This window comes from Achromobacter sp. GW823-FHT04E03 (assembly GCF_058796095.1).
Window position 1 is genome coordinate 78,848 of sequence record NZ_JBXAIJ010000002.1, and the last position, 25,733, is coordinate 104,580.

The window sequence follows — 25,733 nt, forward strand, 5'->3', positions numbered from 1 at the left end:
GTGACTCAGGATGCGGGAAAAACAGCGATCTTAACCGCCCGGCCTGGCGGCGGGCTTGGGCGTCGTGGCAAGCCACTGCGCCAATTGGTCCGCGGCATCGTCCGTCGCCTGACGCAATGCCGCGACTCCGCCCTGCGCGTCCTGCGTGGGCGCGGGCGCGCGGGCCTCGATGCGCGTCTGGCCCACCACGCTGCGGCCGCTGAGCAAGACCGCCTGCAGCAGCACGCGGCCTTCGCTGGACTGGCCGTCGGCCGCGAATACCTGTTCGAACTGGGACAACGACACCTGCAATTGCGGCGTCTGCAGGGTGACGCGCTCGTCCAGCACCGGCCCCTGGCGCGACAGGCGCTCCGTGAGGCGCTGACGCACCAGGTCCGCCGGCGGCGAGGCCCAGCGGTAACTGGCATAGGCCTTGGGCGCGGCGCTGTCTCCCACGCGCCAGGTCACCCCCGTGTCGGACAGGCTGGGCACGGCCTGGAAGACCAGCGCAAGCGGCGCGCGCGCGGGCAAGGCCGGCGTGGGCCGGGAGTCCAGGCCCAGGTCGAATACCGAAGGCGGGGCTGCCACGCGGCCGATGCCGCAACCGGCCAGGGCCAGCGTCAGGATTAGAACGGCGCTACGCATCTTCATCATTTGGGCGATCTCCCGAAGCCTGCAAAACCGGCCTCGCCGGGCCCGGGCTCGCGGGGCGCCGGGCCGAACAGGAACGATTGCGGCGTGTTGTCCACACGGCGCAGAGTAACGGTGGCGCCGCGCGCGGCCGCGCTGACGTTGGTGGCCATGCTGGTGATGGCGGGCAGGGTCTCGCCATCCAGCCGCGCGGCGGCCAGGGCGATGTCGTTGAGGCTGCTGGTGGCGGCGGACAGGGGACCATCCGGCGCGTTCAGGCGGGCCAGCGACTGGCGGGCCTGCGCCGCCAGGTCGCCGACTTCCCGCGCGGCGCGGTCGGCCTGGCGCGAGGTCTTGTCCAGCGAATCGATCAGGGGACCGAGCTTGGCCAGCGTAGGCGCCAGATCCTGGCTGGCCCCCCTGAGCGACTGGGTGATGTCGTTGGCGTTCTGCAGGCTGGCGGTGAGCGCCTGCACGTTCTGCTCGCTGAGCACGCGCCGCAGCTGCTCGGTGACCTCCTCGACGTTGGAGATCAGCTTGCCGCCGCGCTGCTCGATGCGGTCGAGAAAACCGGGGCGCAGCGGAATGGCTGCCGGATGCGCGGCCGACGACGCCAGCCGCTTCATCGAGGTGCCGTCATCGCGCAGCTCCACGTTGGAAATGCCGGTCACGCCCTGCACGCCCAGTTCGGCCCAGGTGGACTCGGTGATCGGCGTGTTGGGCGCCACGCCGATGCGGATGCGTACCTGCCCGGGCTTGTCCGGGTTCAGGGCCAGGGACTGCACCTTGCCCACCGGCACGCCCTGATAGCGCACCGTGGACTGCGGGTTCAGGCCGCTGACGGCGGTCGCGGAGATGATTTCGTATGGCTGCAGCTGAGTCCGGTCGCGTCCGATCCAGATGGCCACCAAGGCGGCTGCGGCCAGCAAGGCCAGCGTGAAGATGCCGGCCATGAGCGCATGACTACGGTTTTCCATGATGCAATCCCTTCGGCGCCAGATCCCCCAGCGCGCGCAGGCCGCGCTCGCCCAGGAAGAACGTGTGAATGAACGGGTGATCGACCTTCAATACTTCCGGCACCGTGTCGCACACGATCACCCGTTTGTCCGCCAGCACGGCGACGCGCGTGGCCAGCGCCAGCAGCGTGTCCAGGTCGTGCGTCACCATGACGACGGTGAATCCCAATTGCCGGTGCAGGCTGCGCACCAGGTCCACGAACTCGTCGGAGCGCAGGGGGTCCAGGCCAGCCGTGGGTTCGTCCAGGAACAGCAGCTCCGGATCCAGCGACAGCGCACGCGCCAGCGCCACGCGCTTGACCATGCCGCCGGACAGGTCCGACGGCCGCTTGTCGGCATCGCGCGCCGACAGGCCCACCATCGCCAGCCGGCACATGACGACATCGCGCACCAGGTCTTCCGGCACGGTGCGCAGTTCGCGCAGCGGCAAGGCCACATTGTCGAACACCGACAGCGCGGAGAACAACGCCCCCGCCTGGAACAGCATGCCCCAGCGATAGGACAGCCGCCGGCGTTCAGCCGCCGTCAGTTCGAACAGCGAATGACCCAGCACCCGCACCGTGCCCGCGGCCGGCCGGTCCAACCCGATGATCTGCCGCAGCAGCACCGTCTTGCCCGTGCCCGAGCCGCCCACCAGCACCAGAATCTCGCCGGGGAAGACGGTCAGGTCCAAATTGTCGTGCACCACGTGGTCGCCAAACGCCGTGCGCAGCCCGCGCACGGTGATGACGGGTTCTACCGTAACGCCATCCTCGGTGAAAAGCTTGTGCTGGGCGGCGCTGTTCATCAGATGCCCACCGAGCTGAAAATCACGGCATACAGCGCGTCCAGCAGGATCACGCCGGTAATCGAGGTGACCACCGATGTGGTGGTGCCGCGACCCAGGCTTTCCGTGTTGGGCTGGATACGCAGCCCGAAATGGCAGGCGATCAGCGCGATCAGCATGCCGAAGGTCACGCCCTTGAGGATGCCGATCCAGTAGTTGGTCAGCGAAATCGCGTCCGGCAGCGACTGCAGGAACCATTGCGCCGACACGCCCAGCTGCATCTGCGCGGCGAGCATGCCGCCCAACAGCGCCATGGCGTCCGTCCACAGCACCAATAACGGCATGGTCACAGCCAGCGCCACCACCCGCGGCAGGATCAGGCGCTGCCCATGCGAAATGCCCATGACCAGCATCGCATCGAGTTCCTGCGTCACCCGCATCACGCCGATCTGCGCCGTGATGGCCGAGCCCGAACGGCCCGCCACCAGGATGGCGGCCAGCACCGGCCCCAGTTCGCGCACGATGGATACGCCCAGCAGGCGCACGATGAAACGGTCGGCGCCGAACATCTGCAGCTGCTGCGCCGACAGGTAGGACAGCACCACGCCGATCAGGAACCCGACCAGCGCCGTGATGCCCAGCGCCTGAGCGCCGGTGCGGTACACCTGCGCCGAAATTTCGCGCCACGGCCCCAGCCGCGGGCGCAGCAGCATGCCGCCCAGGTCCAGGACCAGTTGCCCCAGCATGATGAGCAAGGCGCGGCCATTGTCGATAGCCTGGAAGATCGCCTCGCCCATCGCACGCAGCCAGCTCAATGGGTCGCGCTTGGGCGCGGCGGCCGGGGTCTCGCCCTTGTTCAGGGCCAGCGCGTTGAAAACGTCCTGCTGGCCGGCGGACCAGCGCACGCGCTCGGGCAGCTTGTGGCCCCAGGCTTCCCAGATCAGCAGCGCGCCTATCGTGTCCAGCCGGCCGATGCCGTGCAGGTCCCAGCGCGCGCCGCCATCGGTGGCGCAGGCCAGCGCCTCGCGGCGGCGTTGGACCTCTCCAGGCTCTGCCAGCGCCAGCACGCTCCAGTCGCCGGCCACATGGCACACGCCTCCTTCGAAACGGAAGGGCGCGGCGGCGGCAGGTGCGGACGAAGCGGAATGCGGCATGAAGACAGAATACCGATGCAAAATGTATCGCCAATCATAAACGCTGGCGCCGGCAGACCGCGAGCGCGGGCCGCGTGCCCTACAATCGCCGCCATGTCCGCTCAAGCCAGCCCCATCGACCTGCCCGCGCCGGAAACCCTGGCCCGCACGCTCAGCACGCGCCTGCCCGCCTTCCAGGACATCTCCTGGATCGGTAGCACCGGATCGACCAATGCCGACCTCCTGGCCCGCGCTCGCGCAGGCAGCGGCGGCAAACCCTGGCTGCTGGGCACGCACCTGCAGGAAACCGGCCGCGGCCGCGCCGGCCGTCCGTGGCAGAACCGCACGGGCTCCACGCTGATGTTCTCCTGTGCCTTCGACGTGCACCTGCCGCCCGCGCAACTGCCCGCCCTGTCGCCGCTGGCCGGCATCGCCGCCTGCGAAGCTCTGCGCACCGTCGCCGGCCCGCAAGCCGCCGGGCTGTGCATGAAGTGGCCCAACGACGTGCAGTGGCACGACGCCAAGCTGGCAGGCGTACTGGTCGAGACTACCCGCAACCCCGGCGGCAGCGAGGCGGGCCATACGGTCGTCATCGGCATGGGCGTGAACCTGACCGACGCCGCCCGACTGTCGCTGGCGCTGGAACGCGAAGTCGCCGACTGGAGCCAGGTGCAGGCAGCCGCCGCCCGCCAGGCCTCCGCCGCCGACCTGGTCTGCGCCAGCGCCATGGCCTGGCTGGAAGCGGTCCAGGCCCTGGAGCGCGAAGGCTTTGGCGCCTTCAGGCCGCGTTTCGACCAGGTGGACGCTTTGGCCGGCCGCAAGGTCAACGTGCTGGACAAGGGCGCTATTCTTCTAGGCGGCACCGCCTGCGGCGTGGACGAACAAGGCCGCCTGCTGGTGCAAACCCCCGAGGGCACCCAACCGATCCTGGTCGGTGAAATCTCGATTCGACGCCAAGCATGATTATTCTCATCGACTCCGGCAACAGCCGTCTCAAGGTGGGTTGGCTGGACGCCAGCAACCCCGACACGCCGCGCGAACCCGCGGCGGTCGCCTTCGACGGGCTGGACCTGGACGCCCTGGACCGCTGGCTGTCCGCCTTGCCGCGCCGCCCCATGCGCGCGCTGGGCGTGAACGTCGCCGGCGAGGCCCGCGGCGCGGCCATCGCCACCATCCTGCAAAAACATGGCTGCCCGGTGACCTGGTCGCCGTCGCAAGCAACCACGCTGGGGTTGGTCAACAGCTACAAGACGCCCACGCAGCTGGGCGCCGACCGCTGGGCCTCACTGCTGGGCGTGCTGTCGCGCCTGCCTGGCGCGCACCCGCCCTTCGTGCTGGCCAGCTTCGGCACGGCCACCACCATCGACACCGTCGGCCCCGACAACGTCTTTGCCGGCGGCCTGATCCTGCCAGGCCCGGCCATGATGCGCAGCGCCCTGGCCCACGGCACCGCCAACCTGCCCATCGCCAACGGCCAGGTCGTGGCCTATCCCACGGACACGCACGAAGCCATCGCCTCCGGCATCGCCGCCGCGCAGGCCGGCGCCGTCGTGCGCCAATGGCTGGCGGGACGCCAGCGCTACGGCCAGACGCCGCAGATCTACGCGGCGGGCGGCGGTTGGCCTGAAGTGCATCAGGAAATCGAACGCCTGCTGGCGGACGCGGGCGGCACCGAAGGTGCGGCCCCCGTGCCCATCTATCTGGATCACCCCGTCCTGGACGGCCTGGCCGCGGTCGCCCGCGCCACCCTGGACGACCAAGCCTGAACGGGAGACCCCGGCCATGCGCGTGCTCTTCATCCTCATCCTGCTGGCGAATCTGGGGGTTTATGCGTTGGGCCAGGGCTGGCTGGGCGTGCGTCCCGAGGACGAAGGCCGCGACCCGCGCCGCTTCAATCAGGAACTGAATCCGGGCGCGGTGACCCTGGTTCCCAAGACTCCGCCTGCCGCCCCCTGAAGCCCCATCCGGCGCACACGCCGGTGAAGCGGGCGCTAGCCCCCCTTTCCTGCCTCCAACCAAGGCGCCAGCGCGTCCAGCGTGCGCCCCGTGGCTCCCGAATGCATGCGGAACCATGCCAGCGCCGCCTCAGCCGTGCGCTGGCGGCGCGGCTCGTCCGTCAGCAATGCCATGGCCGCTTCCACCGCCTGGCCAGCGTCGGCCGCACGCAGCACCGCGCCCGCCGCGATGGCGTCTTCCGCCGCCTGCTTGAAATTGAAGGTGTGCGGGCCCACGATGACCGGCACGCCCGCCGCACAGGCCTCGATCAGATTCTGCCCGCCCAGCGGCGCGAAACTGCCCGCCACGATCGCCACATCCGACGCGGCGTAGTGGAATGCCATCTCGCCCAACGTGTCGCCCAGCAGCACCGCCGTACCCGGCCCCGGCGCTACGCCTTCGGAACGCCGGACATACGGCAGCCCGGCCTCCGACAACAGACGCGCAGCCTCGTCAAAGCGCTGCGGATGACGCGGAATCAACAGGAACAAGGGCGCGCCCGGCACCGCGGCGTGACGCTTGATGGCCTCGATGAAACCGCTATCCTCGCCCTCCCGCGTACTGGCCACCGCCACCACACGTCGGCCCAGCTGTTCGCGCCAGGCTTGCCCCGCAGCAACCTGCGGCGCCGGCAAGACCAGATCGAATTTCAGATTGCCCGTCACGATGGGCTGCGGCGCCCCAGCCTGCACCAGCCGGTCCGCGTCCTCCGCGGTCTGCGCCAGCACCGAGTCAAGCCCGCCCAGCGCTTCACGCATCACACCGCCCATCCTGCCCGCCTGGCGCAGCGACGACGCCGAAAACCGGGCGCTCACCAACGCCATGGGCACGCCAGCGCCGCGCGCGGCCGCCAGCAGGTTCGGCCAGATCTCGCGTTCGATGAGCAGGCCGCAACGCGGCCGATACGCCGCCATGAAACGGCGGGTTGCGCCGGGAAAGTCATAAGGCAGCCATGCCTGGCGCAACTGGCCGCGGGCGATCGCATCCGCGTACTGGCGTGCGCCCTCGGCCCGGCCGGTGGCTGTCATGTGCGTCAGCAACACCGGCAGGCCGCGGTCCAGCAACGCTTGCAGCAGAGGCTGTGCGGCGCGCGTCTCGCCCAGGCTGACGGCATGCACCCAGACCGGTGCGGTCCAGGACGCGGCAGCGGCCGTAGCCGTGGCAGGCGCGGCGTGGCCGAAGCGTTCAGAAGAGAAGATTTCCCATTGTCCGCCCGCGCGCCGGGCGCGGTGGCCCATCCACAGCCAGACCAGCGGTGATAGAGCCCTGAGCGCCAGCGAGTAAGCGCCGCGATTCATGTCACTGGGCGGCCAAGGCCTGCTCCACCGCCGCCATCACGGCCTCGCGCGACGGCGAAGCCCCGCGGTCGCCCAGGCTGGCGGTGTAGCTGGAACCGACCAGCGGGGTGCGCACCGGCGTGGAGGCACGGTAAATGCCGATGGTGGGACGGCCCAGGGCAGCCGACAGGTGGGTCAGACCGCTGTCCAGCCCCACCATCAGGCGGGACCCAGCCAGCAAACGCGCCACTGCCGTCAGGTCCATGCGGGGCATCACCTCAGCCCCATCCATGCCGGCGATCAGCAAGCGGGCCCGCTCGGCCTCCTGCTCGTTCCCCGCCAACAATTTCAGGGTGCAGCCGGCCTCGCGCAGGCGGCGGAACACGACGCGCCAGTCTTCTTCCGGCCAGAGTTTGTCGTCGCGGCTGGCCGACGGCATGATCACGGCGTAGCCGCGGTCCGTATCCAGATGGTGCAAGCGCGGCAGTTCGCCGACGTTCATACCCTCGCTGCCGACTTCCAGCACCAGGTCCGCCGCAGGCTGCGTCGCCTGGCGCGCAAAAGCCTGCAGACCGAAATCGGGCGCACCGGCGTATTGGTAGCCGAACGTCAGGGCGGCCAGCTTGCGCTGGCGGATCACCGCCGGCTGCCAGAATTCCACCCTGTGCCGCACGTTGTAGAACAGCGACGCCAGCGGCTCGCGCGCAGAGCGCCAGTCCAGCCCGTGCCGTACGCCACGGGTCTGGCGCACCAGCCAGGCGGATTTCAGGAGCGCCTGCATGTCCAGGACGATGTCGTACTGCACCGAGCGCAGCCGCTCTTTCAGCGCTTTGCGCTCCGCCCGCACCTCCGCCGACCACCAGGCCTTGCGCCAGCGACGATGGGCGACCTTGATGACCTGATTGACGGCCGGATGCCAGGCAGGAATGTCGGCAAAGGCTTCTTCCGCGATCCAGTCGATCTGGGCATCGGACACATGGCGGGCAATGTCGGATATTGCCGGCAACATGTGCACGAGATCACCTAGGGATGAGGTGCGGACGATGAGAATGCGCATAGGCGACTACTTTTTCAAGGCCGATTGATATCCGTCTGGGTTCTGGCTCTGCCAACGCCAGCCATCGATGCACATTTCCTCGATGTCCCGGCTGGCACGCCAACCCAGGAGTGTGGCAGCCACAGTAGGATCCGCCCATGCTTGAGCGATGTCGCCAGATCTGCGCGGCAGAATTTCATAAGGCACTTTTCGACCCGTGACACGTTCGAAAGTCTGCGCAAGCTCCAATACGCTTGTGCCACGGCCCGTACCGAGGTTGATCCCCTTGAATCCACGATTGCCGCCAGCCAAATACGCCACGGCAAGGACATGGCCAATGGCGAGGTCAACCACGTGCAAATAGTCTCGGACACCCGTGCCATCGACCGTTTCGTAATCATTTCCAAACACACTCAGCTTGTCGCGCTTTCCAACTGCGACCTGCGTAATGAAGGGGAACAGGTTGTTCGGACGCCCCTGCGGCGCCTCACCTATGCGGCCGCTGGGATGCGCGCCGATCGGATTGAAGTAACGCAACGCAACCGCGCTTCGGTCATCCGAGGCACGACACCAGTCCATCAGAATCTGCTCCACCATTGCTTTGGTATGACCGTAGGGATTGGTGGGCGCAAATCGGTGATCTTCGGTGTAGGGCAAGCTCAAGGGCTCGCCATACACTGTGGCGGAGGAACTGAACACCAGAGTGCGGACATCGCATTTTTCCATTGCCCTCAGCAGGCACAACGTACCGCCGACATTGTTGTCGTAGTAGTCGATCGGCTTTTCGACCGACTCGCCCACTGCTTTCAATGCCGCGAAGTGAACGACGCCCGCTACCGGCTCATTCGCTTGACGACGCGCTTCAAACACCCGCACGACCGCAGCCTCGTCCCGGATGTCACCTTCAATCAGATCGATGGCGCAACCGCTTAACTCCTCCACTCTGCTGAGCACTTCGGCGCAACTGTTGCTGAAGTTATCAAGCACGATAGGCTTGTGGCCAGCCTTGATGAGTTCGAGCAGCGTATGCGAACCGATGTAGCCGGCGCCGCCCGTAACGAGTAGGGATGTTGTCATGTCGAAATGTCTGGTGTGTTCACGGCTAGGCACGCAGAAACTGCTGGTAAATCCAACGCCGAACGGTGCCGGGTAGGATTCTAACCGGTAGTCGCTGCGCCAGATTCAGCGCCAGACGCCATGGTCCGATAAATCCACACCTGTAAAAGGACCACTGTACGGCCGCTTCACTTCGCACATAGCCCACCCCGCCTCGCCGCTGAAACATGCCCTCCCCGGCCCTAGCCTTTACCAAAACGCCGGGGATATTTGCCGCCACAGCGCCTCCTTGAAGCATCCTCACCCACAAGGCGTAATCTTCGTAAAGCCGCTCTCCCTGGTAGCCGCCATGATTTAGAGCCAGTTCTCGGCGAAACATCACCGTCATATGGTTAAAGGGATTCCGACGCCGCGCGTATGCCAGCACAGCCTGATGGGTTTCGGGCACGCGGCGGACCCTTCCTGCTTCCAGCTCAGGATCCGATTCGAACTCACGAATCCAGCCTCCAAGGATGTCCACATCCGGGTGCTCGGTTAGATAGGTCAATTGCCTTTCAAATCGATCCGGCTCGAGCAGATCGTCGGTGTCAAATCGGGCAACCCACTCCTGCCGGCACAATGACAGGCCGGCCGACAAGGCGGGCCCCAGGCCGACATTCCGCTCCAGTGGCAGCAAGCTCATCGGCAAAACGGCGCGATAGCGACCAATGACCTCGACCAAGTCCTTTCCCAACGGGCCATCCTGGACAAGTACTATTTCCGCTGGCCAAACCGTTGATGCGGCCAGACTGGCAAATGCCTGATCGAGCCACGCTGCGCGTTCTCCCGCATAAACCGACATAAGCACGGAAAATGCGCCCGACGGACGGCGGGCCGCGCAAGTCGTCATCTGAAAAATCTCCGTACCTTCGTGTACCAGCGATATCCCGCAACGACCAATCGCCGCAACCGCGGCTTCTGTATCAATGAGCGAAGGAGGTTGATTAACTCAACCTCTTTCTCGGACAGACTCGGCCCTTTGAGCTGCGCGCCGCCACCGCTGTCGACATTGATCAGGCTGAATAGCGCATTCGCGTCCAATCTGCTCATACCTGCAATATTGCGGATCAACCGCCGGCGGCCGAAATAGCGGTTGTATGTCTTCGACATGCTGCCTGGTGTATTGCGGTATAAATAGCCCATACTTGGAATCAGAGAAAAGCGCTTGCCTTCCCATGCAAGCTTGGAGAAAAAGGCCCAATCCTCCCATGTGGACTTATCCCTCTCGTCCCAACCTCCGGACTCACGCAGCGCTGCGGTCCGCGCCATGACATTAGCGGTCAAATATTGATTCTCCAACATCGCGAGCGCGCGCGCCTCGGGTATACCCAAAGGCTTCCAGAACCAGCCATCTCTTGCCGGTTCCGGCGTTTTTGGCAAACTGCCTTGTTCAGAGAAATGCACGGCAAAACCCGTTGCAATCACCAAATCCGGATCTAATTGCAACGCAATCCATGCCTCCTCCAGCGTCGCAGGGAGCAATAGGTCGTCGCTATCTATAAAAAACGTATAAGGAGTTGTCGACAACGCCAAGCCAGCATTTCTGGCTCCCGCGAGTCCTCGATTGGCTTGCGAATGCACGCGCCACTTGATGACGCCGCCCAAAGCCCGTTCCACGCACTCGCTCAATCCCGCGCCATAACCATCGGCCGAACCGTCATCAACCAAAATCACTTCGGACGGTCTTACCCGCGACCCCAGCAACGATCGCAGCAACTCATCGACCAATTCCATCGAGGTGTTGTATACGGGGATAACAACCGTGATCTCGCAGCGTCGCAAGTCGGGCAAGGACATGGCGATTAGCCCTGCCGGTTGTGCAGCTTCCCGACTCCATCCTCGATTCACCGAAATCTGCCGATCCCGCACGCGCTGGCGCGAGGCCCGCAATTCCTGATCGCTATCCCGGACATCCTGCACCAGCATTGCGCCGATTTTTTTCTGTAGCGCAGCTGCATGCGGATCCGAGAAATAGGCGCGGACAAACTCCTCGTCGTCAACCACCTCTACGGCGCCACCGGTGTTGTAGGCCACCAGCCGGGTACCCATCAGCATCTGCTCCAGGATGACGAAAGGATAGTTCTCGCCGCGTGACGGCACAACGAACAACGAGTCGCATCTGTGTTTCGCCAAGAATGCAAGCAACTCGGAATGCGAAAGATGATAGTCCTTGTACGCGCACAACCGCTCAAGACGCGCGCGGTCTTCGTTGCCCGGGCCGACCGGTCCCAACGAAACAATCTCTTCGATTCCTGTCAGATTGCCAGCGTCGTACAAGCCTTCCATGGCCGCGACAAAGTCCGGCCAACCTTTCAGTCGACTGTATTTGCCCACGAATACGATACGCTTGATCGCAGTCAGCTCGCCTTGAATTTCACCCGGAACCGTGCTGAGGTCGAAAGGCAGCCGTCTCACGGAGAGATTATTCAGGCTATAGCCGAATTCCTCCTGCAGTAGCTGGACTGCCAGATATCGGGATGGCGCATAGCATTCATCTGCCTGTTGAAATATATAACTGTCTCTTACCGCCTGCCCCAGTTCGTACGGCGTATAGTCCATCGCCGACTCATCCTGAACCCCGTATTTCATGTAGTCGATCGAGCCGTGCATGAACACGCGCAGCTGAATAGACTGTGGCAGTCCTCCCGTGCGTTTCGATTGCACCAACCGATAAGCGATGGACTTGTAATCCTGCGACTCCAGCACGGCAACGCGCGGCAGCAAGTAAAGAATAGCGCGGCATACCTCAATTAAGCCAAGTCCGTCGAAAAAATTCTCGCGGCCGAGGCTATCCACAAACATGCGCGGAACCAGTGTTCTTCCATCCAATCCTGCAGGCGCCAAATCTATATCGCACATTAACACCGCGGCGCGCCTGTCAAGCGCCTTGATGTTCTTTACGTATGTGCCAATCCCGCCGGTTGCCCTAACGGTCGCATCTTCCGTGGAAATCAAGAGAAAATCGACATCCAGCAGCTCTGGCGCCAAGCCTTGGCGCCGCAGATATGCCTGGTAGCTTTGAGGCGTGATAGTCGCAATGCAGACTTCAAGGCCCGTTCCGCCCGGCGGCGTGGCAAGCTCAAACCCGCTCGCTTTCAGGAACTCCCTAAATTGGCCTTCTGTCCACGTGCGAAAGATACCTTCACCATTGGCGTGTACAAAAAACACCTCGGCGCCTTGCTCCAAGCAAAGCCGCTTGAGTGCACGCAACATGGGGCGCGGATCGAGCAGTGCAGACAGAAAGCCCGATGACACCACCCATGCATGCGGCGCAGAAGCTTTGCCAATAATCTCTTCGGCGTAGCCAGCCCAGTTGTCGAAGTACCATATATGCGGAACACCCTGCGCATCGACACCAGAAATAGGATGAAAAGTAAGCCCCGCATCGGCAGGTGCGTCATAAAAATCACCCAACACCAATGCTCTGCCCCCGCTCGCTACCACATAATCCGCGGCGGTCGATGGCCAAGGCACTGGCCGGAGGGTTGCAAAACGATAGTGCTCCGGGAGGAGCCGATAGGTCTCAGCGCCGAAGTTGGCGAATGCGCCAATTTCCTTTAGGTTCATATACTTTTAAATGGGTGAATGCCGCCCTGCGCTGCGCCAAATGGAAACATTTATATAAATCAGCTAGCGGAGCGCTGGCGCAGCACGTGATCAAAAAAGGCCGCAAACTCCTGGGCCTTAAACTTCCAGTCCCAGGGTTGGATAGATCGCAGGTTCTCTGCTGAGAGTATTTGAAAGAGCCGTGGTTGCGTCAGCAGTCGACGCAGAGCTTCAACAAGGGCCTCAACCGAGCGTTCGCGGACAATGAATTTCTGCTGCTCGGGTCCGAATACCTCCGGCACAACTCCGACATCCATACTGACGACGGGAACACCGCAAGCCATCGCCTCCAACACGGGATTTGGCGTTCCTTCGGACTTTGATGTACAGGCATAAACATCTATCGAGTTGTAATACCCGGGCATACTTGAGTGCGGGACAAGTTCGACCTGCCGGTCCGCAAAGCGTGACAATATGTCGAACCCCTCACCCTTCAATATCTGAAGGGCGGGCAAAAGTATCGTATTGAAGCCTTTGACATCGTCCTGCTCCGCCGCCCATTTGCTGTTGCCGGCCCAGCCAATCACGATCGGCCGCTCCATGGGAAGATTGAATCTCGCCAGACCGGCCGGTTTGAACATATCGAGCGATACGCCATCCTCCAGCACAGCAGTTGGCGGCGGATACTCCTGTAGCTCGCGATATATCTTCTCGAGACGTTTGGACGCTACGCTATATGCGGTCACTTCGTTGCGAAAAAAATTCGACCGCAGCTGACGCTCCTCCGGATTGAGGAAAAGGTGGTCGTACACACCCGTGGTGACGGGCTTGTTCAAATAGCGGCGCTTGAATTCATCGAAGGAGAAGCCAAAACGCTCGACATGGATTTTGGAGAGCGGCGACTCGATCAGGCGCATGTACTCACGCCAAAAAAAATGAACCATATCGCAACCCGCCGCAGCAAGAAATATATGGTCCACACACGTGAGGACGGAAGACGGGATTATTTTGAACTCGAAAATGCCCGAGAGGTGAACTTCGAGCATGCGAGCAATATTTGAAAAAGCCCAATCGTCAGTATCTATGACCAAAGCAATTTTTGGTCGGCGGCCGATGGCGCTCCGGTCTGTACCGGGCAGCGTTTCTTGTTCTGCAGACATCAGCTGCGTGCCCTGGGCAGTTTGAGTCATAAATGAGCCTTAATAGAATGCTCAAACCAGCTTAGCCCCTTTTGAAAGCATAGACTGTTTTCAAAATTTGCCTTTGGCAAGAAAGAGACGGCAACGCTAAGGCCGTTTACCTTCCTTGCCGGGCCGAAGCTTGCGGTACACCGACACAATGCCCGACCTGAACCAGCTTGGCAAGATGGCACTGAGCTTTCGATACCGCGCCGCTTCCAAGGTAATTCTCTGGATCTCCTCATGAGCATGACCCAACGCAACCACCGTACTCTCCGCCTTGGATTGGGCAATACCCAACTCCTCCAGCGCGCGCTCCATCTCGGCCTTCCAGATACCGGCGTCCTCCAACGCCCGCACCCGCTCCTCCTCTCGTTCACGGTACCAAGCCAATTGCGGACGGAACGACGACAAATCTCGTTGCAACTTCACCGCGTCTGATCGGACGGAATCGATTACTGCATACAACTCACTGACGATCTGGTTTCCGGCCGCCTGCTCCCGCATCAGGCCCAATTCGGCCGCCGCGACTTCTGCTTTCAGTCCGAAATCTCGGACTGACCGAGCGAGCGCGCCAATTGCTGCAAATCCCTCATCGGCGCAGACTTTCTCCTCCGGTCCTGCAGGAACGGAGATCGTCTGCAGACCGTCTTTCTGAGGAAGGTGTCCCTGAAATACTCCCGTCTTGAAACTATCCATGGAAAGCGGGAGTATCGCGGCGCCCGCATTGCTGGTCAACGCGTAGTCCGAAGCTCCCCAGATACCCAAGAAATAGCTCGCGTTCGACGGTTGAGGGCCGCCACCGAATTCAGCGGGCACAAATTGCGCCTCCCGAGCTGCCGATGTTCTTTGCATTTGGATTTGGCCGGAAACACCATCCGCTGCCAAATATCCCTCATGCCGCAGATTGGCGAAACCGAAAATCGGACCGCCTAGAAACCATGCGTCAGGCCGCCCCAATACACTTTCGGCCTGTTCCTTGAATTCGTCAAAATGATATTTTCGCAAATGGAACGGGTTACGTTGTTCTTCCGTTGGGAAATACCACCAATCATTCGGGCAGCTGATTGCAATAATTCCGGAGGGCTTGAGCAACGCCTTTATATTACGCAAAAATAGCACCGGGTCCTGCACATGCTCGATTGTTTCGAACGAAACAATCATGTCAAAGCTATGTGGCTCGAATTGCTCGGTAATGGACTCTGCCGTGCCCTTCAGGAACGAAACTTTATCGTTGGAAAAGTAGCGTTGGGCATTGGCGATAGCCTCTTCGGAAACATCCACACCAACTACCGCGCTCGCGCCCCAATTTGCGAGCAGACGCGAACCGTAGCCCTCGCCACACGCGATATCCAGGACCCTCTTGCCCGCACAACAGTGCTTGGCAAAAGAATAGCGCGCTATGTGGACGGCCGCTTCGATCCCCTCGTATGCGCCGCTTTCATTGAAGTTCAGACGTTCCATTTATATCCCAACAAACAATTCACACCGCGTCGCGAGAGGATTCGACTTCAAAAGTCCACTTCCGTTCCAATGAGACGACACCCACTGCCTCAAAATTGTCCAACACGTGAAACTGACATACGTCCTTGGCTTCCGCGTAGACAACAAATCCACGGCCATCGTTTAGGGCCACACGCCACTTGTAGGACCCACTCAGCAGAGACAATTTGGGAAAGTGCACGGCAAACTTACCGGCAGCGACGGATTCATGCGCGGTGAACCCGTCCATGAGGGTTGTCGTTCCGCATACATACAAGCCGTCATGTCGGTACAGATTGAAGACGAAACTGGTCTCAGGCGGCAACTTGCTAGTCAGCGCTCGATACTCAACATTTAAATTCAGATTATCGCCCGTGGCTACGTGTTCAATCCGCTCACCCGCGTCATTCGTCAGCCACACATCGTCAATCGTGTACAGTCGTTCCGGTTCGACCTCGGACACGGCGACCGCGGCGGCAAGCTCGGCCGCCGGCGCGACGCTTTCGGGCGGCGTAGCCTCCCTTCCAGGCATATCCTCTGGATTCGAGGTATCGAGTTGCTCCAATTCGGCCGGCAGTGCGACATGCTGATGATTGGTCAGCACTTCCTCACGCGCCTCGAACTCCCTGAGCGCCTCCTGCATGTCAATCGTGTACTGATCGATTACACGACCAGCGGGACCAAAGGCCTTTTGCTTGCCGCGCTCCAGATACAGGGCCCGCTGGCAGATGCTCTTGACCTGATATTGGTCATGCGAGACGAACAGAATCGTGCAACCGGCATCCCGTATTTCGTAGAACTTCTTCAAGCACCGCCGTTGAAAAGCTGCATCGCCAACCGCAAGGATTTCGTCGACGATCAGGATATCCGGTTCAGTGTGAATGGCTACGGAGAATGCGAGTCGCGCAAACATGCCACTGGAGTATTTCTTGACAGGGCTCTCTATAAACTCGCCAATGTCAGCAAATCCCGCGATACGGTCAAATCTAGCGTCGATCTGCTCGTGGGTCAGGCCCAGAAGCGATGCGTTCAGGTATACGTTTTCCCGCCCCGTAAATTCAGGATTGAAGCCCGCTCCAAGCTCGAGCAACGCGGCAACCCTGCCACGCGTTTGTATGGTTCCCTGACTGGGCGTCACGGTGCCACAGATCATTTGGAGCAACGTGGACTTGCCGGAGCCATTTCGGCCCACAATGCCAACCGTCTCGCCCTTCTTTACGTCAAAGGAAACGCCGGAAAGCGCCCAGAAATCTTGGGCCATGCTGCGCGGAGCGCGGCCCAATGCGGACGACACCCGACCCCAAATCGCCTCTTTCAGCCGGTCTTGCGGCTTGGCGTAGGCTGAGTAGCGTTTGCCGAGGTTCTCAACGTGAATGGAAAAGTCGTCAGAGTACATCGGCAAATCCCTTGCGAACCTTCTGGAACCATGCCAAACCGATCATCGCCACCAACGCACCCACCACCGTATAGACTAGCCAACCCGACCAATTGAATGGCTTTCCAAAGATCACGGCGTTACGAGTTTCCTCGACAACGAAAGTGATCGGATTCAGTTTGACGTACCCCTGCATATTGGGCGGCAACGCAGACAGCGGATAGAAGATTGGCGAAACAAAGGTCAGGACGATGGTAGCCAGTGACACAGCCTGCGTCATGTCTCTGATGTACACGCCTAATCCGGCCAGGAACCACGACAGCCCCAGTGAAAGCAGCAGCAGCGGCGCAAGAATCAAGGGAAAGTAAATTGCGGTCCAAGGAATATGTCCAAGGAAAATCAGCTGCGCAATGATCAGGACCACAAAACTGATCAAGAGATGGAAGAGTGCCGAGCCTATCGCGATGACTATCAGCGTTTCGAGCGGGAACACTACTTTCTTGACGTAGCTTACGTTATTGAGGATGAGTGAAGGCGCCCTGTTCATGCACTCGACGAACAGGTTATTCATGATCAGGCCGGCAAACAGGATTACCGCGAAATCGCCATGGGATTGCGGCTGCACGCCACCGGCACCGCCCCACCGCGCCTTGAACACAACCGAAAAAACGAAGGTGTAGACAATCAGCAGCAATAAGGGGTTGAAGAACGACCAACCAAGGCCAATCACTGAGCCACGATACCGGCCCAAGACCTCCCTTTTTATCATCTGAAAAATTAGATGCCGGTGCTTGAACACGATATCGTGCCCTATCGCACTTACTTCTTTAATCAAGATATACCTCTATGATTATTATTCTCTCAACGAATTTTCGGCATACCCATTGACACCGCGCGAATTCGCCGCCGCGCCCATTTTATGATTGTTCGCGCCAATCCAAAACGCGTGTACAGCTGAACAATCTTGTGACCTATCCGCAAAAGCAGATGCGTCAGCTCTGGGGGCAACGCGCGCATTTCTGCAGCGATTTCCTGCCGCTCAATGACGTTCGGCACGACATTCCAGTTCGCCACTGCAAACTGTGCCAAACGCGTGCGGCGAACACTGCTAGAGTCTCGGTTCAAGAGGTATGAAAGCTGCTTCGGCGTCGGCGGCTCGTAGCTCTCCACCGTCGGCTTGATCCACACTTCAGGAATCACGATACCCGGTCCCGAGGCGGCGGTCAGGCTCCAAAGAAAGCCCAACTCTGCGTACTCGCCCAGATTGGTGTCAAAGCTGTCGAGGATCAGCCTATCTGGACTTGTGCGGAACACTGCCCTGGTGAACGGGCTGCGCCCGCTCATCGGCGCCACGTCCATGCCCAATGATAGCGCGTAGGTATCAATAGAACCGGCCGCGGAGGTAAGGCGATGTTGCCAACATGTCACGAACGGCACGTTCGCGAATTGGGACAGGATGCGTGCCGCAGCCGTCAGGTACTGCCCATCGACGGTATCGCCGCTGCGCAGAATAAGGATCGCGTCAGTCGCTCGCAGGCTATGGAAATCCTGAACCTTCCCGTCCAGATCAACGCATACCACGTTGCGACCGAACAGATACGCTGAAATTTCATCGGGATAGGATTCCGCAGGCAGGAGCACCAGATAGTGGTGTCCCTCGGCCCCACGTAATGGCCTTGCCGTCTGCCTGGCATCGGACAATGATGCCGCGACTATCAACGTCGTAATACGCAGTGGCGCCAGTGTTGCCTTCCGCTGCGCGGCATCCATCCAACTCTCGAGGTGCTCTTCCTCGTAGACTGGCGCCACGTTCTGCGGAATCACCGGATAGGGAAACGCAAGCCTGGCGCGTAGATCGCCGTCGTGCCACAGCCGATCCATGGATTGTACGAGGGAGTCCGCCCTCGTTTCATCAAAGACCAGCGCATTCTTTTCGTGCTCGAAGAAATCTGCAAAGCCAGGGATTGCGGACACAATAAGCGGCACGTGGGCTGCATAGAGCTCGTGCGCGGCGTAGCAAAATGATTCGTAACGGTTTGCGAACACCGCAAAACGGACGTCTGCCAGCAACTCCTCCATCGCCTCGTGGCTCATGTGGCCGGTAAAGTGGAAGTACTGTTTCAATTCTGCGGGGATACGGCGTTTCAAATACTCAGCATACTCCCCACCGCCATCAGGTGGCTGCATGGAGTCACCGCCAACAAAGTAGAACTTGGGCCTGATCTCCGGACACTGCTGCATCCACAGCACGGCCGCATCCACCATCAGGTCTACGCCTTTGATGGAAAACAAGCGCCCGTAGCAAAGTACGGCCTGCGGGTCTCGCTTCGGAGCTTGGTGCCGAGTCAAAGCCTTGCGCAAAGGAGGTACTGCAATACGTTCGCGTCCGCGTGAACCTGGGTAGAGATTTGACAACGAACGTTCATAGAACGAATGCGACGGTGCGATTACCGTCTCAGCTAGATCGAGCGCCCCGCGTTCCAGCGAATACAGCGTCCACAACTCCGGGCTGAGGAAATTGGTCAGATCGACCCTGTCCATCGCCTCAATCGTTGCGTGGAAACGCACCGCGATATGACTGCCTTCAAACCGACCAAGCGCGAGCTTTTCGCACAAGGAGTAATAAGCAACACCGTGGTAATCGAAGAACTCGATCAGATCGGGGCGCTCGGCTTCGTGTACGTGCTGCGCACCGAGCGACAGCAGGTAAGATCGCCACTCATACCAGGAACTGAAATCCTCGCGTGACAACGTGCCTTCCGGCAGCACCGCCGACAACTGATAAGCAACGCAATTCTCGGATTGCGGCAGAAGCAGCCGTTCTTCGAGATCGAACCGCTCAAATGTCGGGCGGTCCACGTCGAGCAAGAACACGACGCGGTGACCAGCTTGCAGTAGCTGGCACGCTACGTTGTATAGCAACGCCCCACACCCACCTCGGGTGACAGGATAAAGTTCGTAGGTGACAAAGCAGATAGTGCGCATTAGAAATCCAAGAATTGCTGCACTGTTCGAGCCGACTCCGAGTTGTGCCCGACTATGTATTCCCGATAAGCGGCCACTATCTCGTCCCGCTCACTCAACGCCCGCTCAATGCACTGTGCAATTGCGTAAGCATCGTCCGGGACCTTCACTACGAGGCGATCCTGCAAATAGCCATTGTTGGCGAAATAGGGAGTATTAGGGCCTACGATGCAAGGCACGCCCACGGCAAAACTCTCCAGCGGCAGCATGGGAGCACATTCGTTCAAGGTCACATACAAATTGAGGTGCGCTGTCTTCAGATAGCGAGGCATCTCTACCTGGGGGATCATTCTTCCCACAAAATCATTGGCGATGCCGAATTCCTCGCAGAACTCCAACATGCGGGGAGACGCAACGGAGCCGACGACCTTGCAATTGGGCACCATCGATGCGGCAGCGAGCATCTCGTACGGCGGCTTGTGCCTGAGTTCAGAGATGCTCCATATCCCTAGCGCTGACGGGCCTGAGCCCACGGGTGCTGCTCGTTCAGGAATCGCTCGATAGCTGTTGAGGAGGAATGCGGCGTCCAGACCTTGACGCCGCAGCACTTGCTCCTGCCCTTGTTTCACGCAGCCTATACGGCGGATTTTTCCTTCTCGTGCCAGGGCACATACTCGCCGAAAACTGCGCCAGGCGTAATCCTCACTCGCCTGCATGAAAGTTCCGTGCCAGACCACGCATACTGGCACCTCTGGCGCCAACCGATGCATCGCTTCGACGATATGCTGGTAAGCAAAAGGAAATCCCTGCAGCACGACGGCCCGTGGCTTGCGCGACAGCAACAACACCACGAATTCACGCGCATCCTCGGGGGTGAGCAAATCGGTAACCAGCAGCAGATGATCGAACAGCTGACTCGCCGAACTGCGAATACCTAGCCAATGGGGGTGCGCGATGGAAATCGGCACATGTTCCGGCAACGCTGCGATCTCAGCAACATCAAATTCAGTATGCGTTTTCTTCTGTAGGGAGGATGGCGCGGGCTCATTGACGGGCACGGGTTCGTGCGCAGCGGGAGTAGACTCAACTACAGGAACTGACGGGGCAGCCTCTTGATCAGGTGCGCCCCCGCTGTGAGACGATCGCTTCAAGGCGCGATACAGTGCACCAATGGGACTCTTGGATATGGCCGTGCCCACGCGAAACGCCATCGAGTCCCGGAGTTCCTGCTGCTGGGCGGCAACCACCACCAGTTCATCCGACACACGGGCCAATTCCGCCCTAAGCCGAGCAAGTTCCTTGCCCGCTTCCTGGTCATCCCCAGCCCCACGCGTCGACGCGTCGGCAGGCTTGCTCGTTTCTGTCTGACTTTGGATCATGTGCAAAGACTCGGCGTTATCCGAGCCACAACTAGCTTAAGAATTTGCCGGCATACCGCACGGCGACGAGTAAGGATCAAGTTGGGCATCAAGCTCCGGGAGCACGCCGCTCGGCCCGATGCTTGGCCTCTTCAATAGCAAGCCGCCGAGCCAGGCGCGTGATGAGTTCATCGCGTTCTTTATCGCGAATTCGAACCATCAAGAGTTCGAACATCACGAAAGTCAGGAAAATGTACAACAACAAATCCGCTCCGCGGCCAACCCCCAGAAAATTGGCAACCACAGTCAGATCGGTAGGCGACCATATGAAGTAAATGCCGGCAAGGCATATGAGCGTTAGCGCACTGGCGAAGACACGGACGCGGCCCATCCGCAACCAACCGCAAGCCGCGAGAGCAGCAAAGCCCAATGTAAGAAAAATTTGAGCAATCATTTATGGAGCCGCCCCAGGAACAATTCGAGCAATATGTTTATGGAGTTGGATAGACGCTGACCTTTGGCGAGTGAATACTCGGTATAGGTGATGGTCACAGGAACCTCCGCGACGCGCAACTTGTGTCGAGCGACCTCTTCCAGAATCTCTGAGGCGTGTGCCATCCGGTTCTGGTTGATTCTTATCTTTTTGGCCGCTTCCAGCGTGAAGCAACGCAGCCCATTGTGCGCGTCCGTGACCTTCAGACCAGTAGTAATGCGCGTAAAGAGTACGGCCGCCTTAAGCAACAACCTGCGCCGCCCTGGCATTGCGCGCGTTTCGCCAAGAAAGCGGCTGCCGATGACGATATCCACATCCGGCTGAGACGCTCGATCCACCAGCACCTGGATATCCTCGACATGGTGCTGACCGTCGGCATCGAAGTTGACAATATATTTCGCACCAATTTCGATGCAGTATTGGAGGCCAGTCGCCAACGCCGCACCCTGCCCAAGATTGATGGGATGCCGAATCACGAAGGCGCCTGCTGCCTCGGCTTCAGCGGCGGTCGAGTCCGCGCTGCCGTCATCGACTACCACGACGTTCGGCCACTCCGCTTTCAAGCCTGTCACCACTGCGCGAATAACCTGTCCCTCGTTATAAGCGGCGATGACCACCCATGTGCTCGATCGCATCTCAGCCTCCCCGCGTCGCTACCGCGACGCCAATAATTATGATTAACCCGCCAATGATCGTGGTGGAACGCAACTGCTCCTTGAAAAGCAGATAATCCAACACTGGCACAATAATGAATCCCAAAGCAAACATGGGGTAGGCCAAACCCAACGATACTTTGCGCAGAATCATGATCCAAAGCAGAGTCGACCCCCCGTAGACGGCAACAGCAGCATAGAACCACGGATTGAAAATCAGTCCAAATATGTCTTGCGGCACATGGACAATAGTCGTCGCCGTTTTTTTGAGCAACAGATTTCCTACAGCAAGGCCGGACACGCAAAGCAGAAGGATTGAATACAAGGCAATTGACATGAAAATTAAGCCTTTGAAACAACAGTATCTGTCGTTGTCCGGGGGAACGCCAAGGTTGCGCCCAGTAAGATAATGAATAACGAGGCCAGCACTGAAGGCCACATATAACGATAGTCTTGCGACCCAATCATTATTAAAAGCCCAAGACAATTAAACACTAGCGGAACGGCTATGAGCATGACAGCCTTGCCACGTCGCACGACCAGCATCACCAGCGCAAACAAGCCGAGAAAAACGTACAAAGCAGGCCGCAAAAGCGTATTCTCTTTCGCCAGAATATTCTCATGCACCGCGCTGACTCGCTGCTTCAACCAAGGTATTTTTGAATCCTCCTTTACCCCTAGCTCTCGGGTCAGCGGCATGTCGTAAATCACCAAAGGAGATAAGGTGAGCCATTCGTTTTCGTTGGTTCCGATTCGCCACACCAATCCCGAAAGACACAGTTGGTGTTTCAAGAAAACCAGCGGATGTCGGACGATCGACTTGAGCGCCAGCATATTCAACTCTGCTTGATTATGCGCCAGGAATTTATACGAAATGTTCGGACTCCAGAATAAGGGCACGATATTCTCGCATCGGTAGTCCCGCTGCCAATCCTCCTCCGGCAGGGTCTGTTCGAGTAGCCGTTTTTCCTGAGGCTCCCACTGCACATCGGCCTGTTTCATTGCGCCAAGCACGTGCAACGCGTAGATGGCCTTATAGTGCGCCCCAATGCCGGACGCCCCGAGCGCCGAGAGGACGACAGTCTTTAGCATCACGAACGCAATTAACTGCGCAGCAAGCGCCAGACCCACCTTGATGCGGGCAACCTTACCCCTTGCCAAGCATAGGAGCAGCAGGAAGAACGGAGGAGTGATCAGTAGCCCATTGTGCCTCAAGCCCACGACTAGCATGCCGACAATGGTTAGCGCCAGCAATGTACCGTCACTCAACGTGAAACGCAGCCGGACCTGCCGAGCGGCCAGCACGGTCATGAGCAGCAGCGCCATTGCGAAGGAAACATCCTTCCACATTGTGGACGCAAGCAGAAAGTTAGGCGGAAACAAGGGAAATGCGAAGGCTGCCACCCATGCCATACGCCGGCTGAGGCCCCAAGCCATGGCTTCGCTGACTGCCATGGCGCCTACCCATGCGAACAGCGTCGCCTGAAACACCATCAATATCGCCGGTGATGGGTAGATTCCATATGGAATCGCATAGAACAGCGTAGATAGAACCGGGTGCGAGTCGTCGTAGCGGCCACTTACGAGCTGATTCCACTGTGTTATGGAGTCCGGCGACATCTGTGCCGGCCAGTACGCCAACAGCGAAATTATGTAGATCGCAAAGGCCGGCAACGCCAGCAACACGATCTGGCGCCAATTCCATGTCGTGTTGGCAGCATCAAGGCTTGGCAAGGTTCGCCTGCGTCCCATGGCCCAACCCGCCAATAGTGCGCAGACGAAAGCCCCAAGAAAATTGGGGATGATCTTGTCCGCAGTCCGTGGAATGCTGATGGACATATCTGCGAGCGAAGCCAGATCAATTGTGAGGGACTCTCGCCCGGGAGAGTACAAGTCCAGGGTCTGCGTACGTCCGTCGACGGTCAGCTCCAGGATGCCGGAATAGTCATGACGAGTGAGGGTCATTTTGGTACCCGGCTCGACATGAACTTTCGCCTCAATCGCACCCGGCTGGTTCCTGAACGAAAGCAGGAACCCTTCGCGTGTCTCCCACGCGGAATCTTGGTGAATGATGTTCGCCAGCATCTGGCGCGTCGTTTCAGCGTCTACCCAGATTTCCGCCGACTTGGAGGCAGGATTCTTCTGACCGGTAGCAACCAGCCGCACAGTGGCATCGGCCTCCCAGTCGGGGCGCACGGGCAGCAAAAGCACGAAGAACGTCGCAAACAGCGCCGCAATAACAAATAAGTTTTTTTTTCTCAGCACTGTGCTCCACCCCTGAGACACCGCCATATATTTGGGGGCGGATCAACGTGAACAATAACAAACGCCAGAATATTACTGGATGATACGACCCGCCGGTGCGCCTCAGGCCCACCAAGCACGGCAATTGGCTCCATTCGTTGTTTTTAGGCCGCAATGGCGTTACGCCATGAGACCTGACCCACTACTTGCGTTGACGTCGCTTACGGATGACCAACCAAGATGGAGCGCGGAATCTGACCAATTTCCGATACAGCACCACATAAGCAATCGAAAACCCAAATACACAAGCTATAAGAATATACTGATATTGCCAGAACAGTACTGCTGGTATGACAGCAAATGACGATAACAACCACAGATAAGGCGATGTCATCGCATTTCGGCCATATCGGTGCCGAAAGTCCTTACCCCCCCCCCACGCCCAGCGTATGAGCCGCTTGTATATGAGCATGTGCAAATGTACCCCGTCCGGCACCCCTGGGGAATGCCCTCGCAAGATTCTCTTCCGATAAATCGAAAAGAGCGTCTCAAAGACGGGATATATGCAAAGCAGCAGCGGAAACCACGCAGAGACAGAGGGATGACGCGCAAGCATCAACACGGAAATCACGCCGATCATGAAACCGATGAAATACGCGCCACCATCGCCGAGGAATATCAAACCCCTAGGATAATTCCACAGTAGAAATCCCATGATTGCTCCGATCATTCCGACGCTTGAAATGAGGAGCAAACGATCCCCAAGATAATACGACACGTAGGCAAATCCGGCAAAAATCATGGCGGAAACCACCGCGGCCAATCCATTATATCCATCAATAATATTGATGGCATTGGCGGCTCCCGCGATGGCTATCGTGGTGCAAACCAGCGAAATCACGCCAAATTGCAAAAACCAATCCACTCCGAATATATCCAGGCGCGTTAGGGTCGCATCAAGAAAATAATAAGCAGCAACCCCAGATATCATGGCGAGAATCAATCTGGAAAGCACGCGAACCCGCTTGGTCAGATCCTCTGCCAGCCCCCCCAGGAATGCAGGCAAAGATACCAGCCATAGGATCATGGGATCATTACCCAGCTCCGGCTCGCGTGTTATTGCCACAGCAAGAATGCACGCCATGGCAAAGACAAGCGCCAATCCACCCACGCGCGGGACGGGCTGGTCATGATATTTCTGAACCCCCGTGGTATCGCAGTCGGCCGTAAAACGACTATGCAGAGAGTTATATCTCACCAGCAATAAAGACGACGCGAAAGAAATCAGAAATGCAACGAGCAGATAAAGCATATGGTCCAGGTGCCGATGGCTTCTAATTTGAACTCAGATTGAAAGCTCGTTGTCGCAATATAAATTCAAGTAGCAAAACTATTCAGGCCTCAAAACTGACGGACGAAGCCTGCGCCTATCAGTCGGCGCTATTGTCTCTTGGAGCCATTTAAAGCACAATATTGAAAGCGTTACCGCCTCGATGTGGCTCGCATCATTCCG

General features: G+C 59.4%; 23 protein-coding genes. 3 read left to right on the forward strand and 20 right to left on the reverse strand.

Annotation, left to right across the window (positions count from 1 at the left end; genetic code table 11):
• Window positions 1-30 precede the first annotated feature (30 nt).
• From AC1RHV_RS11635 to AC1RHV_RS11650, 4 genes are read right to left on the reverse strand one after another with little or no spacing between them, the layout of a single operon-like run.
• The gene (locus AC1RHV_RS11635; RefSeq protein ID WP_492301744.1) at window positions 31-630 is read right to left on the reverse strand and encodes an ABC-type transport auxiliary lipoprotein family protein; all 600 of its coding nucleotides are present in this window, start codon (window positions 628-630) and stop codon (window positions 31-33) included.
• On the reverse strand, window positions 630-1,586 hold the full coding sequence (locus AC1RHV_RS11640; protein ID WP_175159965.1) for an MlaD family protein: 957 nt from the start codon (window positions 1,584-1,586) through the stop codon (window positions 630-632). Before AC1RHV_RS11640 ends, AC1RHV_RS11635 begins: the two co-directional genes overlap by 1 nt.
• Entirely contained in the window at window positions 1,573-2,412 is an 840-nt protein-coding gene (locus AC1RHV_RS11645) for an ABC transporter ATP-binding protein (protein WP_054457079.1), read from the reverse strand. Before AC1RHV_RS11645 ends, AC1RHV_RS11640 begins: the two co-directional genes overlap by 14 nt.
• The gene (locus tag AC1RHV_RS11650) at window positions 2,412-3,545 is read right to left on the reverse strand and encodes an MlaE family ABC transporter permease (RefSeq protein WP_054457082.1); all 1,134 of its coding nucleotides are present in this window, start codon (window positions 3,543-3,545) and stop codon (window positions 2,412-2,414) included. Before AC1RHV_RS11650 ends, AC1RHV_RS11645 begins: the two co-directional genes overlap by 1 nt.
• 93 nt (window positions 3,546-3,638) lie before the next feature.
• Between AC1RHV_RS11650 and AC1RHV_RS11655 the strand changes: the two genes are divergently transcribed.
• From AC1RHV_RS11655 to AC1RHV_RS11665, 3 genes are read left to right on the forward strand one after another with little or no spacing between them, the layout of a single operon-like run.
• A complete protein-coding gene (locus tag AC1RHV_RS11655) occupies window positions 3,639-4,487 on the forward strand; it encodes a biotin--[acetyl-CoA-carboxylase] ligase (protein ID WP_306650592.1) in 849 nt (282 codons plus the stop codon).
• Window positions 4,484-5,290, forward strand: coding sequence for a type III pantothenate kinase (locus AC1RHV_RS11660; RefSeq protein WP_492300873.1), 807 nt, complete (start codon window positions 4,484-4,486; stop codon window positions 5,288-5,290). The genes AC1RHV_RS11655 and AC1RHV_RS11660 overlap by 4 nt, the downstream gene beginning before the upstream one ends.
• A gap of 16 nt (window positions 5,291-5,306) precedes the next feature.
• Entirely contained in the window at window positions 5,307-5,480 is a 174-nt protein-coding gene (locus AC1RHV_RS11665; protein WP_166738313.1) for a hypothetical protein, read from the forward strand.
• A gap of 35 nt (window positions 5,481-5,515) precedes the next feature.
• Here AC1RHV_RS11665 and AC1RHV_RS11670 read toward each other — a convergent pair whose 3' ends face one another.
• From AC1RHV_RS11670 to AC1RHV_RS11745, 16 genes are all read right to left on the reverse strand, one after another.
• Window positions 5,516-6,817, reverse strand: a complete 1,302-nt coding sequence (locus AC1RHV_RS11670; protein WP_492300875.1) for a 3-deoxy-D-manno-octulosonic acid transferase — start codon at window positions 6,815-6,817, stop codon at window positions 5,516-5,518.
• A 1-nt stretch (window position 6,818) separates the two neighbouring features.
• Window positions 6,819-7,853: a lipopolysaccharide heptosyltransferase I gene (waaC, locus tag AC1RHV_RS11675; RefSeq protein ID WP_492300877.1), complete on the reverse strand. Its 1,035-nt coding sequence runs from the start codon at window positions 7,851-7,853 to the stop codon at window positions 6,819-6,821.
• A 6-nt stretch (window positions 7,854-7,859) separates the two neighbouring features.
• Window positions 7,860-8,909, reverse strand: a complete 1,050-nt coding sequence (gene galE, locus AC1RHV_RS11680; protein ID WP_054457091.1) for a UDP-glucose 4-epimerase GalE — start codon at window positions 8,907-8,909, stop codon at window positions 7,860-7,862.
• Window positions 8,910-8,934: 25 nt separating this feature from the next.
• Window positions 8,935-9,777 (reverse strand): glycosyltransferase, encoded by an 843-nt coding sequence (locus AC1RHV_RS11685; protein WP_082401211.1) that lies wholly within the window; start codon window positions 9,775-9,777, stop codon window positions 8,935-8,937.
• The gene (locus AC1RHV_RS11690) at window positions 9,774-12,494 is read right to left on the reverse strand and encodes a glycosyltransferase (protein WP_192353146.1); all 2,721 of its coding nucleotides are present in this window, start codon (window positions 12,492-12,494) and stop codon (window positions 9,774-9,776) included. Before AC1RHV_RS11690 ends, AC1RHV_RS11685 begins: the two co-directional genes overlap by 4 nt.
• Window positions 12,495-12,553: 59 nt before the next feature.
• Window positions 12,554-13,663 (reverse strand): glycosyltransferase, encoded by a 1,110-nt coding sequence (locus tag AC1RHV_RS11695; protein WP_192353147.1) that lies wholly within the window; start codon window positions 13,661-13,663, stop codon window positions 12,554-12,556.
• Between the two features lie 96 nt (window positions 13,664-13,759).
• Entirely contained in the window at window positions 13,760-15,115 is a 1,356-nt protein-coding gene (locus AC1RHV_RS11700) for a class I SAM-dependent methyltransferase (RefSeq protein ID WP_192353148.1), read from the reverse strand.
• Window positions 15,116-15,134: 19 nt separating this feature from the next.
• Window positions 15,135-16,529: an ABC transporter ATP-binding protein gene (locus AC1RHV_RS11705; RefSeq protein ID WP_192353149.1), complete on the reverse strand. Its 1,395-nt coding sequence runs from the start codon at window positions 16,527-16,529 to the stop codon at window positions 15,135-15,137.
• Window positions 16,519-17,343, reverse strand: a complete 825-nt coding sequence (locus AC1RHV_RS11710; RefSeq protein ID WP_492300880.1) for an ABC transporter permease — start codon at window positions 17,341-17,343, stop codon at window positions 16,519-16,521. The genes AC1RHV_RS11705 and AC1RHV_RS11710 overlap by 11 nt, the downstream gene beginning before the upstream one ends.
• 26 nt (window positions 17,344-17,369) lie before the next feature.
• Window positions 17,370-19,382 (reverse strand): glycosyltransferase family 4 protein, encoded by a 2,013-nt coding sequence (locus AC1RHV_RS11715; protein ID WP_370539847.1) that lies wholly within the window; start codon window positions 19,380-19,382, stop codon window positions 17,370-17,372.
• A gap of 110 nt (window positions 19,383-19,492) precedes the next feature.
• On the reverse strand, window positions 19,493-20,851 hold the full coding sequence (locus AC1RHV_RS11720) for a hypothetical protein (RefSeq protein ID WP_192353151.1): 1,359 nt from the start codon (window positions 20,849-20,851) through the stop codon (window positions 19,493-19,495).
• Between the two features lie 88 nt (window positions 20,852-20,939).
• A complete protein-coding gene (locus AC1RHV_RS11725; RefSeq protein WP_054457104.1) occupies window positions 20,940-21,284 on the reverse strand; it encodes a DUF2304 domain-containing protein in 345 nt (114 codons plus the stop codon).
• The gene (locus AC1RHV_RS11730; protein WP_192353152.1) at window positions 21,281-21,958 is read right to left on the reverse strand and encodes a glycosyltransferase family 2 protein; all 678 of its coding nucleotides are present in this window, start codon (window positions 21,956-21,958) and stop codon (window positions 21,281-21,283) included. Before AC1RHV_RS11730 ends, AC1RHV_RS11725 begins: the two co-directional genes overlap by 4 nt.
• 1 nt (window position 21,959) lies before the next feature.
• Window positions 21,960-22,313 (reverse strand): DMT family transporter, encoded by a 354-nt coding sequence (locus AC1RHV_RS11735; protein WP_156337423.1) that lies wholly within the window; start codon window positions 22,311-22,313, stop codon window positions 21,960-21,962.
• Between the two features lie 5 nt (window positions 22,314-22,318).
• A complete protein-coding gene (locus tag AC1RHV_RS11740) occupies window positions 22,319-24,241 on the reverse strand; it encodes a glycosyltransferase family protein (RefSeq protein ID WP_306650574.1) in 1,923 nt (640 codons plus the stop codon).
• A 181-nt stretch (window positions 24,242-24,422) separates the two neighbouring features.
• Window positions 24,423-25,532 carry an MraY family glycosyltransferase gene (locus tag AC1RHV_RS11745; protein WP_054457111.1) on the reverse strand — a complete coding sequence of 370 codons (1,110 nt, stop codon included), beginning with the start codon at window positions 25,530-25,532 and terminating at the stop codon, window positions 24,423-24,425.
• Window positions 25,533-25,733 lie beyond the last annotated feature (201 nt).

Coding starts and splice junctions, on each gene's coding strand:
- AC1RHV_RS11645 (WP_054457079.1), bottom strand. CDS start 2,412: ATGAACAGCGCCGCCCAGCACAAGCTTTTCACCGAGGATGGCGTTACG.
- AC1RHV_RS11745 (WP_054457111.1), bottom strand. CDS start 25,532: ATGCTTTATCTGCTCGTTGCATTTCTGATTTCTTTCGCGTCGTCTTTA.
- AC1RHV_RS11670 (WP_492300875.1), bottom strand. CDS start 6,817: ATGAATCGCGGCGCTTACTCGCTGGCGCTCAGGGCTCTATCACCGCTG.
- AC1RHV_RS11695 (WP_192353147.1), bottom strand. CDS start 13,663: ATGACTCAAACTGCCCAGGGCACGCAGCTGATGTCTGCAGAACAAGAA.
- AC1RHV_RS11655 (WP_306650592.1), top strand. CDS start 3,639: ATGTCCGCTCAAGCCAGCCCCATCGACCTGCCCGCGCCGGAAACCCTG.
- AC1RHV_RS11725 (WP_054457104.1), bottom strand. CDS start 21,284: ATGATTGCTCAAATTTTTCTTACATTGGGCTTTGCTGCTCTCGCGGCT.
- AC1RHV_RS11640 (WP_175159965.1), bottom strand. CDS start 1,586: ATGGAAAACCGTAGTCATGCGCTCATGGCCGGCATCTTCACGCTGGCC.
- AC1RHV_RS11720 (WP_192353151.1), bottom strand. CDS start 20,851: ATGATCCAAAGTCAGACAGAAACGAGCAAGCCTGCCGACGCGTCGACG.
- AC1RHV_RS11690 (WP_192353146.1), bottom strand. CDS start 12,494: ATGAACCTAAAGGAAATTGGCGCATTCGCCAACTTCGGCGCTGAGACC.
- AC1RHV_RS11660 (WP_492300873.1), top strand. CDS start 4,484: ATGATTATTCTCATCGACTCCGGCAACAGCCGTCTCAAGGTGGGTTGG.
- AC1RHV_RS11685 (WP_082401211.1), bottom strand. CDS start 9,777: ATGACGACTTGCGCGGCCCGCCGTCCGTCGGGCGCATTTTCCGTGCTT.
- AC1RHV_RS11730 (WP_192353152.1), bottom strand. CDS start 21,958: ATGCGATCGAGCACATGGGTGGTCATCGCCGCTTATAACGAGGGACAG.
- waaC (WP_492300877.1), bottom strand. CDS start 7,853: ATGCGCATTCTCATCGTCCGCACCTCATCCCTAGGTGATCTCGTGCAC.
- galE (WP_054457091.1), bottom strand. CDS start 8,909: ATGACAACATCCCTACTCGTTACGGGCGGCGCCGGCTACATCGGTTCG.
- AC1RHV_RS11700 (WP_192353148.1), bottom strand. CDS start 15,115: ATGGAACGTCTGAACTTCAATGAAAGCGGCGCATACGAGGGGATCGAA.
- AC1RHV_RS11650 (WP_054457082.1), bottom strand. CDS start 3,545: ATGCCGCATTCCGCTTCGTCCGCACCTGCCGCCGCCGCGCCCTTCCGT.
- AC1RHV_RS11735 (WP_156337423.1), bottom strand. CDS start 22,313: ATGTCAATTGCCTTGTATTCAATCCTTCTGCTTTGCGTGTCCGGCCTT.
- AC1RHV_RS11635 (WP_492301744.1), bottom strand. CDS start 630: ATGAAGATGCGTAGCGCCGTTCTAATCCTGACGCTGGCCCTGGCCGGT.
- AC1RHV_RS11665 (WP_166738313.1), top strand. CDS start 5,307: ATGCGCGTGCTCTTCATCCTCATCCTGCTGGCGAATCTGGGGGTTTAT.
- AC1RHV_RS11705 (WP_192353149.1), bottom strand. CDS start 16,529: ATGTACTCTGACGACTTTTCCATTCACGTTGAGAACCTCGGCAAACGC.